General features: G+C 56.5%; 10 protein-coding genes. 4 read left to right on the top strand and 6 right to left on the bottom strand.

Annotated elements, in window-relative coordinates:
* Positions 1-111: 111 nt before the first annotated feature.
* The 3 genes from FHT70_RS30765 to FHT70_RS28385 all read left to right on the top strand — a co-directional run bounded on the left by FHT70_RS30765 (position 112) and on the right by FHT70_RS28385 (position 3102).
* Positions 112-1203, top strand: a complete 1092-nt coding sequence (locus FHT70_RS30765; RefSeq protein WP_183706448.1) for a mechanosensitive ion channel family protein — start codon at positions 112-114, stop codon at positions 1201-1203.
* Between the two features lie 217 nt (positions 1204-1420).
* On the top strand, positions 1421-2173 hold the full coding sequence (locus tag FHT70_RS28390) for an alpha/beta hydrolase (protein ID WP_022715094.1): 753 nt from the start codon (positions 1421-1423) through the stop codon (positions 2171-2173).
* A 20-nt stretch (positions 2174-2193) separates the two neighbouring features.
* A complete protein-coding gene (locus FHT70_RS28385; RefSeq protein WP_246722014.1) occupies positions 2194-3102 on the top strand; it encodes an alpha/beta hydrolase in 909 nt (302 codons plus the stop codon).
* 491 nt (positions 3103-3593) lie between these two features.
* Here the strand turns inward: FHT70_RS28385 and FHT70_RS28380 are convergent, their stop codons facing one another.
* On the bottom strand, positions 3594-4361 hold the full coding sequence (locus FHT70_RS28380; protein WP_183706446.1) for an IS5 family transposase: 768 nt from the start codon (positions 4359-4361) through the stop codon (positions 3594-3596).
* 133 nt (positions 4362-4494) lie between these two features.
* Here FHT70_RS28380 and FHT70_RS28375 point away from each other — a divergent pair, with 133 nt between their 5' ends.
* Positions 4495-4782, top strand: a complete 288-nt coding sequence (locus FHT70_RS28375) for a hypothetical protein (protein ID WP_183706444.1) — start codon at positions 4495-4497, stop codon at positions 4780-4782.
* Positions 4783-4871: 89 nt separating this feature from the next.
* Here the strand turns inward: FHT70_RS28375 and FHT70_RS28370 are convergent, their stop codons facing one another.
* From FHT70_RS28370 to FHT70_RS28350, 5 genes are all read right to left on the bottom strand, one after another.
* Positions 4872-5390 carry a DNA starvation/stationary phase protection protein gene (locus FHT70_RS28370; RefSeq protein ID WP_183706442.1) on the bottom strand — a complete coding sequence of 173 codons (519 nt, stop codon included), beginning with the start codon at positions 5388-5390 and terminating at the stop codon, positions 4872-4874.
* A gap of 257 nt (positions 5391-5647) precedes the next feature.
* Positions 5648-6409, bottom strand: coding sequence for a response regulator (locus tag FHT70_RS28365; RefSeq protein WP_246722012.1), 762 nt, complete (start codon positions 6407-6409; stop codon positions 5648-5650).
* A 119-nt stretch (positions 6410-6528) separates the two neighbouring features.
* A complete protein-coding gene (locus FHT70_RS30760) occupies positions 6529-8505 on the bottom strand; it encodes an FUSC family protein (protein WP_183706440.1) in 1977 nt (658 codons plus the stop codon).
* Between the two features lie 214 nt (positions 8506-8719).
* Entirely contained in the window at positions 8720-11596 is a 2877-nt protein-coding gene (locus tag FHT70_RS28355) for a winged helix-turn-helix domain-containing protein (RefSeq protein WP_183706438.1), read from the bottom strand.
* Between the two features lie 525 nt (positions 11597-12121).
* The gene (locus FHT70_RS28350) at positions 12122-13591 is read right to left on the bottom strand and encodes an FGGY family carbohydrate kinase (protein WP_183706436.1); all 1470 of its coding nucleotides are present in this window, start codon (positions 13589-13591) and stop codon (positions 12122-12124) included.
* Positions 13592-13605 lie beyond the last annotated feature (14 nt).

Here is a 13605-nt window from a genome sequence, read left to right as displayed (position 1 = left end):
GACACCGACCGAGGTATTTATGGCGCATTTGCGCGAAGATGGGTGATCCCCTATCCTGCAAAACAGGCATGATGCACTTGGGTTAGCTTCTCCATATGCATCATAGCCTATGTGTTCAGCCTGCCGGTCGGAACAATAATTGCGACATCCGGCGTCTTCGCCATCGTACTCGGCCTTGCCCTTCAAAGCACTTTAAACGACGTGTTCTCGGGCATCGCGCTCAACCTCAACAGGCTCCTTTCTGTGGGGGACTGGGTCGTTCTGGACGATGACGTTCAGGGCAAGGTCGTGGAGACCAACTGGCGGTCCACACAGTTTCTCAACAAAACTGGCGACCTCGTTGTTGTCCCCAACAGCATCTTAGCGAAGAGCCGCATAACAAATCTGAGTGTCCCAGACATCTCACATGGAGCCAGCCTGACTGTTAAGATGCAAGCGAGTGTGCCACCCAAAGCCATCGAAGACACAATGCATCAGGTGCTGCTTGGTAGCAGGGAGATATTGAGATCGCCAAACCCATCGGTCTCGATAACGGGTATGAGTCGAGACTGCATCGAGGTGGAACTTTCATTCCGTGTACCCACCTTGTTATCTGTTGCGAAGGCGAGGAACGAAATATTCGACCTGATTTATCGCCACACCTTCGCTGCCAGCTTGCCACTTGCTTCAGACCCTCCCGCGGAAAAAACGGCGGCGGGTGCTGGAAAACCTGATTTCGTTAAGAGCCTCATCAGCTTGGCACCGATTTTCGCCAATCTCACGAACGACGAAGCGAACGCACTGGCCTCTTCCGCCGAGCGCGTATTGATGAAGCAAGGAGCGGTAATCGCCAGGAAGGACTCGACGACTAGCGCACTTATGATGTTGGCACGTGGCGTCGCGATTGTCGAAGACGGTGTTGAGGACGGAAGGATTGAGTTCGCAAGGCTCTCGCCTGGAGACGTTCTTGGAGAAAGAGGCGTTTTGCTGGGTAGTAAGGAAGTGGCTGATACCAAATGCCTTACGGATGTGACGCTATATCAGATAAGCAAAGGCAAGATTGCAGAGATACTTAGAGAACGCCCCGCCATCGCTGAGGACCTCGCAGCTTTGCTGCTTACGCGCACAAAGGCGGAGGACGCGCTTCACAAAGCCAGCAGTGACCGCGCTTCCACGACAGTCCCCGACCTGAGGATGCGGATCCTTAGGCTCTTCCATCTCTAGGAATTCCCGTGCTTTAGCAGGATTTAACGAGATGCGTGACCTCGTGTGTTCTAGCCTGGATGTCGTGGGAGAGCATCCCACGCAAAAATGACGATCGACGGCCAATGCTGCCACTTTCCCACTAGGCGGCCTCTCATCGACGCCGCCCGGATGCAACGGGAAAGTCAAACAATCGATCGAGTTTTCACGCCGAAAATCGGCAAAAAGGAGACTTCAGATGATGACGATTTTGTCGACCGCAGCACTTCTGCTTTCAAGTTTGGCGTTATCGACCGCGGCCTGGTCCGCGGATGGGGCTGCAAAAACAGTCGTACTTGTCCACGGCGCTTTCGCCGACGGGACATCGTGGCAAAAGGTAATTCCGCGCCTGGAGAAGGCTGGCCTCAAAGTAATAGCCGTCCAAAATTCTCTGGACTCGCTTGAAAACGATGTCATCGCTACCAAGCGCGCGATCAAGAACGCCGAAGGCCCCGTAGTTCTCGTCGGCCACTCGTGGGCAGGCGTTGTCATAACGGAAGCTGGAACTGATCCGAAGGTGAAGTCTCTAGTCTATGTGGCGGCCTACGCGCCCGATAAAGGGCAGTCGTTAGAGGACGTTACGTCTAAATATCCCCAGCTGGAAAGCCGCAAGGAATACGTGAAGGACGACGACGGCTTCTTGAGGATCAGCGACCAAGGCATCAAGAAGTACTTCGCAGCTGATCTCGACCCTGAATCTAAAGCGGTTGTAGCTGCGACGCAGGGTCCGTTCCACGTCAGATGCCTTAGCGCAAAGGTCTCGGAAGCGGCGTGGCGCGAGAAACCGACTTTCATGGTGGTGGCAACCAAAGACCAGATCATCCCGCCACAGCTCGAGAAGGATCAGGCTAAGGCGGCCAACGCCAAGGCGATCGAAATACCTTCAAGCCATGTCGCGATGCTATCGCATGCCGAGGAAGTATCGGATCTGATAATTCAGGCGGCAAAGTAAAGTGGATGGGAGAAGGCGCGATGACGAGCTATTACGAAATGACCTACCGCCGGCTCGCCGTCGAAGACACGGAGATCTTCTATCGCGAGACGCATCCAAAAGATGCGGCATCGACTTCTCCTCCCATTTTGCTACTGCACGGGTTTCCTTCAACGTCGCATCAATACAGAGCACTTATGGAGCGACTTGGAGGAAGCTTCCGCATGATCGCTCCCGATTATCCCGGGTTCGGTCAAAGTACCGCTCCTGTCAGCAAGAAGGAGGGTGGAACATTTGAATATTCATTCGACAACCTTTCACGTGCCATCGAGGCTTTTATAGATGCCCTTGGCCTAACCAGGGTGATCCTTTACATTTTCGACTTTGGTGCCCCAGTGGGGATGAGGATCGCAACCAGAAGGCCGGAACTCATAGCCGGCCTGATCATTCAAAACGGAAACTGTTATGACGCCGGATTGTCGGAGGCAGCAAAGAGGCTAATGTCGGCTCGACCAGAGGATCCCGCAGTCACCGCCGAACTATCAGGGCTGCTCACAGCAGAGGGAGTTCGCTTCCAGTACCTCACGGGAACATCGCGGCCGGAACGTATAATGCCGGACAATTACGATCTCGATTTGCACTACATCGAGCAGCCGGGTCGCAAACAGCCACAACTTGACCTGCTTCTCGACTACAAGAGCAACCTGCCCCTTTACCCGCAATGGCAGGAATGGCTGAGAGCCAACGTGCCGCCCGCACTGATCGTCTGGGGTAAGAACGACCCCTTCTTTACTCCGGCAGGAGCACAGGCATACCTGGACGATCTCCCCAATGCTCACCTACAATTTCTCGAGACTGGACACTTCGCGCTCGAGGAATGCCTCCCTCAGATCGCGTCCCTGATCGGCCAATTTTTGGCTGCCTTCAACGCTCGCACCCCCCAGACGTGAAGCTTAGCGTGCGAAAAACTCGGACAATTTCGAATTTTGCGAGATTGCGCGATCATCGATGAGTACTTCAACGATGGAGAAATTGCATGCTAATGTTTCCTACGTTCGCCTTTGCCGCCCTCGCCCTCGGCATCTGTGGATAGCGGTTCAAATCCGTTTGTCTCCGAGACCGCCAAGACGGACTCGACCCTGGTTCTGGCCACCGCGACCAGCGAAGATTCAAACCAAAGCGGAAGTGACGCTGCCGTCACTTCGATGCCAAGAAATGCGTTTCCATCCTCGCGGAACGCCCAGAGGAGAGCACTGCGCAGGTCAGCCGACCGGGTAACCAAACCGATACCTCGGCTCAATTATGTTCTTTCTAATATTGGGGTAGCATCATGTCCGTCGCCACCGAGGCGACCGAGGACCAAGGCTTGCTGGTCTCGCCTCCCACCGCCGGCTGCGATACGCTCCAAGAGAGCCGCCCCCCACCGGGGCGGCTCGCCTTTCTAGGCCGTGGACTCGTTATGGCGAAGCGTGAGGCGCACACAGGCCAGTTTTGTCATGGCGAGGAAACTCGTGCCCAACTTCTCATACCGGATCGCAATCCGTCGAACACATTTGAGCTTACTAAAGAACCGCTCAATGAGATTTCGCTTTCTGTAAAGCCAAGGGCTGAAGACGACTGGCCTCTTCCTGTTGGATTTTGGCGGAATGTTCGCCCATGATCCTTTCATTCTGACCTCCGCGCGGAGCCAGTCGGCATCATAGGCTTTGTCTGCAAGAACCATATCACCTTGGGATAGATCAGTAAGCAGCTCTTTCGCCGCAGTTAGGTCGTGAGCGTGACCGGGCGTGATAGCAATCTTGATCGGTAGCCCCTTGCCATCAGTGACGGCATGAATTTTGGTCGTGAGACCACCGCGACTTCGCCCAAGGCAACGATCCGGGTGTTCGGTCGTTAGCGTGGCCGCCAGATGATGGACGCGAACAGAAGTGCCGTCAATCATAGCGATTCCATCATTCGAATCGCTCGTGACAGCTTCCATGAGCCTGTCCCAAATTCCAGCCATCGTCCAACGCCTGAAGCGATTGTAGCATGTCGTATATGGTCCATATCGTTCTGGGACATCACGCCAGGGGGCTCCAGATCGAAGAACCCAAAAGATGCCATTCAGCACTCGCCGGTCATCGACGCGAGCGACACCCCGTGATTTGTTGGGCAACAGCGGCTTAATCACTCGCCATTCGAAGTCAGTCAGATCATATCTGCTCATGCGGAGCGTGAATCAGAATTCGCCGCGACATGAAAGCAGTCGTTCGATAGCCAATCCTATTGCGGGCTTACACGGGGCGCTGTAATCTGATGACGCGCTCGCAGGCATCCCGCCTCAATCACTGCGCACTTTCATGACAGGAAAAACCGGTTTCGATGCGCTCATGCATCAGGTCTGTGTCGGCTGGGGTCACTGCGGGAGCGTGCAGGCAGACAAATATGTGCACGTGACTGACTTCATGCCGAACTCGGGCACAGTGACCGCAACCCAGTTCGCTGAATGGGTCCTCACCGCAGAAGGCGAGGCCGATGCTCCCTTGGCCTACATAGAAAGATGGCTTTCCCGCCTGAGGGACGCCTTCATCGAGCACATGGGAGCAGATCGTGTGGACGCGCAACGGATGCGATGGCAATCAGAATAGCCCGTTCTGAAACTCTCCACCGGTCATTTCGAATTTACGAGTTCACGGCCTAGTTCATAGCAACGGATCCAGCCACCTCTCTCGAGGAGCTACCGCTCGAGACGCGTTGCCTCGAACAGGAACCACAGCCTGCCTTCCGCCTCATCGATCCAGTTCTCGGTGAGGCTCGTTGTCGCATGGTCATCATGTGAAGAGGTCAGCTCATGTAGCTGACGCAAGATACCGACAAGCTGCTTGTTGTCGTCACGAAGCTCGGACAACATGTCTCTTGGCGTCACGAAATCCGCGTCGTTATCGAGGATCCTTTGAAGTCGCGAGATATGACCTATCGATTTCAGCGTCGGCCCGCCAACCTTTCGAGCACGCTCGGCGATATCATCCGTCATCGCGAAAATCTGGGCTCCTTGCTCATCAAGCATCAAGTGATAGTCGCGAAAACGCGGTCCGGACACGTGCCAATGAAAGTTCTTGGTCTTGAGGTAGAGTGCGAAAACGTCCGCCAACAGAGCCGTGAGCGCTGCCGCGATATCACGGGTTGCGTCCTCCCCCAGGTCCGTCGGCGTTGAAAGCGGAAGGCTTCGGTGTTGATGCGCTACTTTTCTGTCCATGGCGTTATCCTTTGATGGGGAGGAAGCTCAAGAGAGCCAGTGCAAGTTTACCCGCTGGAACGCCCGCAGAGAAACTTTCGATGGTTTAAATACACTATACTCGAGTGCAACGAGAGGCTTGGAGGCCTTATACCGGGGTATAGTGATCGCTTGGCCCAACCGCGCGGACGCGCAGTAACGATGACCTCATGCAGCCGGCCCTGATTGAAACGACATCGGATCAGCTGGTTTGGCGTTCTATCGGGACAATGCCGCATTCAGGCAAAGACCGGCATCACGAGGCTCCGAGCGTCGGTTGTTCGCTCCCGGGTGTCCTTGAAGGCGCTGTCGTCCGCGTTCGCAAGAGTTTGGGACCGTTCGAAGGAAAGGTGCAGCGAGACGTCCTTTACCAACTCTGCCAAGGTCCTCGCCTGCATTTTTTTCATCAATTTTGCACGATGCACTTTCACGGTGATTTCGGTGATTCCAAGGAGGGCGGCGATCTGCTTGTTCAACAGTCCGTCGACAACGCCCTCCAAGACCTCGCGCTCTCGTGACGTCAAGGAGTGAAAACGCCGGTCAATCGCAGCCTTGGAACGATTGATGCTGGCACGCTGCCTATACGCCAGATCAGCGGCGCAAACGGCGTCGAGGACTTCCTGCTCCCGGAAAGGTTTTTGGATAAAGTCGAATGCGCCGGCCTTCATCGCGCGCACGCTCATGTTCACGTCTGCGAAGCCGGTCATGAACACGATCTGGGACTGCGAGCCTCGATGCGACAGGCGCTGCTGAAGATCAAGGCCACTCATCCCCTGCAGCCTTACGTCCAGCAAAATACAGCTGGGTTCGACGGTAAGTGGAGATGAGAGAAACTCGGAGGCTCCGACGAAAGTCACGACCGGAAACCCAACGTTCTCGATCAGGCTCGATACCAGCATGCGAGTGTCGGGATCATCCTCGATGACTGCAACGCACCCCGGATTATGAAGATCGTCATCCCGAGTGGAACTCGTTGCTCGCCTTGATGTAGAAATCATCATTGACTTTTCCTCTCGCGTTTCGACACGTTAACTTTACGCGTGCTTCCCCATGACAAAACGTTGAAGTCAGTGAAATGGTGTCAAACGGCGAGAAAGCCGAGGGAAACCCACTCCTCTCACTATTGCCCGCCGTAGCCCCTCCCACTACGGCCGTATGCCCTGATGAAGGCTTGCACCGTCAATGCAAGATCAGCAACGGCCTGGTCCAATTCGTCGCCGGACTTTTGGAACGGCATGGGTAGATCCCCCAATGTCCAAGTCCTGAGCTGCATCTCGAGAGCCGATGACATGGCTTCGTAGTAGTCGGCTCGCTGTGTATCGACCTGAGGATCATGGTCTCCGAGAGTTTCGAAGACTGCAGACGCTCCGCATACATTTCTCAGCGCCAGGAGAACACTATTCAGAGCATCTGAGCTGGCTATGGCACCGTTGCCGAGACTTAGTCCCATCGCCGCAACCTCAGCCCTGGAGCTGCCGACACCCGCGTCTGCCTGTGCCTTCGCAATCTCCGCCGAATGCGGCCCGTGGCGCGACCTTCGCACGCTGGACGCAAATGACAGGTTTGCGGATACGGCTGTCCGGAGAGTATCGGAAATCGCGACACGATCGTCGGTCGGGAATATCAATATGCTCGCAACCACACCGAAGAGAGCACCAAGACTCTCGTTCACCGCTCTTAAAAAGATCAGATCGTCTGCGGGTCTGATGAGGTCAGAGAGCAACATGAACATCGGCGTCAGGAAGATCGTGAATAGCGCGTAATTCACCGTGCGCAAGGCAATGACCGCGGCCGCGAGCGGAACGATCGTTAGAGCCATCGCAACGTCGCCAGGGCTGTTCATGAGCAACCCCGCGGCGACCAACCCGCCGAGGAGAGTGCCTGTTGCTCGCTCCAACACCCTGGCCCAGGTGTTCCCCAAAGCCGGCTGCATCACGACCAAAGTCGCAATCGTTCCCCAGTATGACAAGGTCACTCCAAGCCACCTCTCCACCAGATGGCAAGCGGTCACAGCTGTGGCCACCCTTAACGCTTGATGCCACACAACAGACGGCATCGCAGGCCTCTCGAAGATCGTCGCTAATAGGCCCGTGGATAAAACATCTTGCCGTTGTTCCGGGCTTGTTGTTCCGCCCAGAGACATCAGTGCGATGGCCGCGCCCTCTATGCACCTGCCGAAAGCCCTGTTTTGGTCTTCGGCCGCGCGGTGGAGAGACCTTGCGTCTTCGTTGATTCGAGCCGAGGTCATGGCTCCTGAGTCCAAGCAATCGATCACTTCCCGCAACAGCTCGTCTAAATCGCGAAGCAATGTGACATTATCTTCGGTGAACACCCCGCCTGACCTGCGTAGGTGCCCGAGAGCAATCAGATTACCTAGTAACCTCGAGGCTACGTCAACCGCGTGACCGTGCGGCTTGCTCCCCAAAAGACGTCGCGCAACGATTTGGCGACCTCGCTCAATAGCGATCCTCACGGCCCTACGGGTCAGCGTCTCATATTGCAGCCAGGCCGCGCTGTCGCCAACTGGAGATCGGTCGAGATCGATCAGCGCGCTCAGCATCGTCCGCAACCGGCTGTAGATCGTCACGAGCAACAATCTGCCCGGGGCATTGGTGTGGTTCGGCCATATCAAGGTCGATATGAGGATTGTCGCCGTCGATCCGAGCAGGAAGCAACCTTCAAGTTGGAGCGCTCCCTCGAATGGACGCGGTGTCGACACACCGATCACAACTGCAATTGCGGAGATGAAGCTACCTTGGGCGGGTCCGGGTCCGAACGCGGGCGCGTAGGATCGACCTAGACAGCACAATGCGACGAGAGTGAAGAGCGTTGCGGTAGCAGCCACGGTGCCGAAGTGAGCACCGAAGGATGAGAGGGCAAACACGATCGCGCCTAGGATCGCAAATTTCGCCATGACACGGAAGCGAGACCGGGCTCCGCCGAACGGGTCGCAAAGGGAGGTCCAAAATGCGGCGACAACGCTGAATGCCAAGTCTGGTATATCAAGGCAGATTGCACCGGCTAGCAAAAAAGCGATCGAAATTGCCGCTCGAACCCCATCGAGAATGTCCAACTGTTCAGGGACGACAGCATACACCTGTCCTTCAGACCACAAGGTCCGTCGCGAAACAAATGACACGAGCCTCGAAGTTAGGCGCATTTGTTGTGTGCTCTTCCGGTAGAGGTGGCGGCCCATCGGCACCACAGCTGAGGCAGGTGATCCGGCGGCAGCGAATGGCCCTTGGCGCATACGCTAGCGGCTGCTTCGAGCGCCCGCGGGTTGAGCCTGGTTGTTTCGCGGGAAATCACGTTCAGCTTGCGAGCGCCGTGTCTAGGCGCTGTCGTAGAAGCGAGTTGGCTGTTCGTAGGTCGGCGGTTTCGGAACCGTCCTGAAAACTTCGGACGATTTCAGCAAGCTTGCTGAAGCCTTCCTCCGTCGTATTAAGACCCATCGATCTGTCGGCCTTTATGCGGGCGAGGTGCAATCGAAGCTCCCATCCTAGCGCCGACGTTCTGCGCGCAATTGCGGTACCATCGTTTAAAAGACGATGTACCACATTGAAGTTCGAGTGTGGCGACGAAAGGAGGATCATGGCCTTCGTTCGTAAAAGCTCCGGCAGAAGGTAGGTCCCACCAGCGCGTTCGCACAGACCCAATGCAGTATCGATGGCCGAAACCGCTTCGGTATGCTCGCCAGCGATGGCAAGTCCCTCTGCGAGGGCACGAAGGGTTCCGAATATCAAACTCTGAAAGCCGATTGAACTCACCGATCGTAATTTCCCGCGCAACAAATCTATGCTCTGTTCCGCTTCGCCACGAAGGACCAGAAGCTGGCCGCGCACCGCCATGCCAGCTTCACGGTATCCGGACAGATTGCCATTTGTCGCCGTTAGTTCAGCCAGTTCATCGGTCAGGATATCCGCTCGATCTAGCTCGCCGCTGTCCAGAAAAACGGTTATGCCCATTAGCAGGCTCAAACATAAAGCGGCTGGTTGGCTTCTTGCCTCCTCGATGGCACTCTCGGCCATCTGCAACGCTGTTTCCGGCGAGCCTCGGAGCCACGTGACGCGCGCTTGGGCGATCTTCGCTAGCGCAAGGTGGGCCTGCTCGAAGTACCCCAATCTCGACGGAGAAAATCCGGTGGCTCGCGCGAGACTATAATCGTAAGTGGCCGCAGCCTCCAATTGCTCTCCGAGCATGTGGAACATCGTTCCCAGCATCCAGCCCGCCACAAAATTGTCATACGAGCCACTGTGGTGATCGACCTTGTTCGCGTAAGCTTCTGCAACGTTGAGGCCCGAACGGAAATCGCCCTGCTTCAGATGATACATTCCCAATCCCGCCAACAGGTGAGATTCTATGCGATGGTTTTTGAGGCGACGGCTGAGCGGCAGTCCGATATCGAATAAGTTCGCAACCTCCGTATCGCCGCCATGCCCAAAGAGCGTTGCGATCGTGAGACTCTCCAAAAGCTTGAGGTGCAGCTCCGTGTTTTGATGTTTGGGCGGCAAAAGCTCTAACGCGCGTTGGCACCATCTTCTACACTCATCGAACTGCATCAAATCTTGGAAGGTTTCGAGCAGGAGACAACATGTCTCAACTCCGATCTCGGCGTCTCCGCCTTCAGAGAACGCCCACTCAAGCGCAGTGCGTACGTTTCCAATGTCGAAATCGTGCAGCGAGGTGTTTTTGCCCGATCCGCCCTCGCGGGCGCGCATTCTTCTTAGGTAAAAAAGGGCATGTCTTCGTTGAGTTTCGTGCCGCCCAGGTTCGCGCGTCAGCCTGAAGGCCGCGTATGTTCTGACGATCTCCCGGAGTTTCAACGCGCCGGTTGTCTCATCCACCCCTCCCGACGACACCATGGATTTGTCGACCAACTCACTTATCGCCATCGAAACATCGGCGTCACTTATGCCGGAACCAGCAACGACATCCGTCGCCGCATCTATCGTGAATTCGCTGGCGAACACAGATAGCCTGTTCAAGACCGTTTGGGTGTTCTTCGACAGAAGAACGTAGCTCCAGTCGAGCAGCGATTGAACAGTCTGGTGCCGAGGTGTCGCGTCCCTGTCGCCGCGCCAACGCAGCGTTAACTGATTATCCAGCAGCTCCAATACTCCGTCCAATCCATACATGCCAACGCGGCTGGCCACCAATTCTATTGCGAGGGGATTGCCGTCCAACCGCCGGCAGATAGCAGCGACTATGGCGGCCTCCTCGTCAGCGAGGGCACCTTTGTGGCCACCGTCAATGGCTCGGCTCATGAAAAGCTCAACCGATGGCCATGCCAGAGCGTGGTTCGCAGTCATCCGTCCCGTATTGGGGGGGGTTCCCAAGGGCCGCAAGAGATACACCGCCTCCCCCGTGACCCGTAGTGCCTCGATGCTCGTCGCAAGCACGTGCGTAGAAAGTGAATGTTTCAGGACGAACGAAACCGCATCGGCAACCCCATTGATGACATGCTCACAGTTGTCGACGATCAACAGGCTCCGCCTTTTAGAAAGCCATGTAACCGCGTCGCGAAGCGGATCGCTGCTTCGGACACTTGAATTGACCGATGATGCGACGGCGGCCGCGACTAGAGCGTCATCCGTGACAACACTGAGATCCACGAACCTGATCTCATCGAAGTTCCGGAGGCTACGCGCCAAGGCTGTGACAAGAGTGGTTTTACCAACCCCACCTGGTCCAACCACCGTGATTAACCGGCGCTCTTGGACGGCACGCTCCAGTTCTTCAAGATTGGAAGCCCGACCCAAAAACTTGTCCGAGCGAGACGCGATCGGAATCTTGATCTCGCGTTGAATGATGACGGGATCGTCGAAAACTGCTTCGTCGGAGATGCTGTGGGAATGCGCAGAGGATACGTCCTCTTGCGTTTTGACAGGCATCACGAAGCTGTAGCCCCTGCCCGCGATGCTGGCAATATATCGGTCGCCGTTGACGCCGCAACCCAACTTACGGCGAAGGTGGGCCATCTGAACACGTATATTGGAGTCCTCAACACTCAGGCCGGACCAAGCGCAAGCCATCAGTTCGCGTCTCGAAAGGATCTCACCTTGTTTATTAACGAGTGCTACCAACATATCAAAAGCACGGCTGCCGATCGGCAGCTCACGCCCGTCCCGCATGAGTTTCCGCGAGACCGGATTAAGGCTGAAAGGGCCAAATTTGAAAACAGCGTTCACGTCACGCACCCCCGTTGGTGACCGCAACTGTGTGGCGACCGAGGCTTTGCACACTTATCACTATCAGTAGTCTATACGATCTAAGAAAAGCCGGGGGTTAAAACCGGTAAATAGTAGCGGCTGCTACCCCAGCGAGCACGAAATGCCGACCGTTTGGAAGTAACTCTCCATTCGTGGAAACGACGGACTTGTCGGCTGGATGGCCGACGATGGTGAAGCGGTTGTGATCATGACAGCGAGCAATCCTGTTTTGCGGTTTGGGCACAAACCGATCGAGCGCGTCATACCAACGGCACTCGGACGCTATCGCAAGGGCGGCGATGGCGCATGCTCCGCTATTGCGGAAGGATTCTCAGATATTGCTCTTTTGCTTCGGCGCGATGGGATGGGAAACGCGCGCCGGGGACGTTGACGGGTCGCCACGCCGTTGCGCAGCGTCCGGCGGGGGACTGGTCTACATCGCATGCTGCGGCAGCGGACCACCACCTGACGCAACGGCGCACCCGATCTTCCGTCGGTCGCTAGTCAGAGGACGGATGTTACGTGGCGTCGGCTGATGTCTTGGGTGGCCGCGTACGAGTCCTTAAAAAGCGCCATGCGGACCTCGTGATAACCTCTGCGAGCCGGATCAGGCCGGAACTCTCTTTCGAATTGGACAATGCGGCTGGCGGCATCGGCGATCGAGCCCGCTGCACCTATTCCTGCAAGGGCCATGGCCGCAGCCCCGGTCGCCGCCGCATCCGCGCTTCTTACACATCGAAGCGTGCGACCGAGCACGTCAGCGCGAATCTGGTTCCAAACGTCCGAAGCAAATCCGCCGCCGCCGCAGTTCAGGATCGACGGAGAGCTGTCGGCGGAGCGCTCAAGCGTCTCCAGCGCCCATTGCGCCGAATATGCAACGCCTTCCATAACCGATCGCACCAAGTGGGCGGGACCCATGGAGGAGTCGAGCCCAAGGAATATACCTCGCGCGAATGGGTCCCAGAGCGGCGCCCGCTCGCCATCCAGATGGGGGATGAAAAGCGGAATGCGTTCCTGTCCACTCATGGCGGCTGCCAGAACACAGAGTTCGTCGATGCTTCTACCCAGGAGACGGCTGAGCCATGCTAGCGACGCGCCTCCGGATTGTATCGGCGCGGCATGCAGTGTGATTTCCTGATAGGTAGGAAATGCTGCAACTCCCGGCGTCGGAATGCGCTTTGGTGATACGATCCCCAGCACGTCACTCGTACCGCTGAGATACATTGCGCTTCCAACTTTCCCGACATCGACGCCAAACATGCCACTCCATGCGTCCATAGTCCCGACAATGACGGGCGTACCCGCACAGGGCAACCCCGGCAAGACGCGTCCCGCGACATGTGTGAAATCACGCAGTGGGGGCAGGCGTTGCACTGCATCCGGCACGAGATCAAGAAGCGCCTTGATGTAATTAAGTTGTCCGTCAACCAGACCAATAGATGCTATCGCGTCCGCCGCAACCTCTCCCGTCAATCGTGCGATGCAGTAGTCCTTCGGCAGGATGACGGCTCGCGAGCGGCCCCAGATGTCCGGCCTGTTGCGTCGCATCCATTCCATACGGCTGAGACAATGACTGGCGTCGATAGGCAATGGAGCACCCCACCATGCAATCCGACTATCAGCGCCCACTTGCCCATCCAGTTCGACGGCGATGTCGGCGCATCGCAGGTCCTGCCAGACAATCGCCGGAGCGAGTGGCGTTGCGTTGCGGTCAATGAAGACGTGAGTATTGGCCTGGGAGCATATGCCGATAGCCTGTAGCCCCCCGAGGTCAAAATCGCGCTCGAAGCCGGCAAGAGCCTGAATGGCCACTCTGATCCAATCATCAGGTTCCTGCTCGACGATCCCTGGAGCGGGACGCGCGGTGGGATACGACTCGACATAGTGCCCCAGTTGAGTGCCCGCCCCGGTCACCAGCACCGCCTTAATGGCGGTGGTGCCGATATCGATGCCGATAACAGTTTTATCACTCATGTCCGTTCAACCTG

Origin of the sequence: Rhizobium sp. BK049 (assembly GCF_014193135.1) — a bacterium.
GTDB lineage: Bacteria > Pseudomonadota > Alphaproteobacteria > Rhizobiales > Rhizobiaceae > Rhizobium.
This window is presented reverse-complemented; position numbering and strand designations above follow the sequence as displayed.

Coding starts and splice junctions, on each gene's coding strand:
- FHT70_RS28350 (WP_183706436.1), bottom strand. CDS start 13,591: ATGAGTGATAAAACTGTTATCGGCATCGATATCGGCACCACCGCCATT.
- FHT70_RS28380 (WP_183706446.1), bottom strand. CDS start 4,361: ATGAGCAGATATGATCTGACTGACTTCGAATGGCGAGTGATTAAGCCG.
- FHT70_RS28390 (WP_022715094.1), top strand. CDS start 1,421: ATGATGACGATTTTGTCGACCGCAGCACTTCTGCTTTCAAGTTTGGCG.
- FHT70_RS28370 (WP_183706442.1), bottom strand. CDS start 5,390: ATGGACAGAAAAGTAGCGCATCAACACCGAAGCCTTCCGCTTTCAACG.
- FHT70_RS28385 (WP_246722014.1), top strand. CDS start 2,194: ATGACGAGCTATTACGAAATGACCTACCGCCGGCTCGCCGTCGAAGAC.
- FHT70_RS28365 (WP_246722012.1), bottom strand. CDS start 6,409: ATGATGATTTCTACATCAAGGCGAGCAACGAGTTCCACTCGGGATGAC.
- FHT70_RS28375 (WP_183706444.1), top strand. CDS start 4,495: ATGACAGGAAAAACCGGTTTCGATGCGCTCATGCATCAGGTCTGTGTC.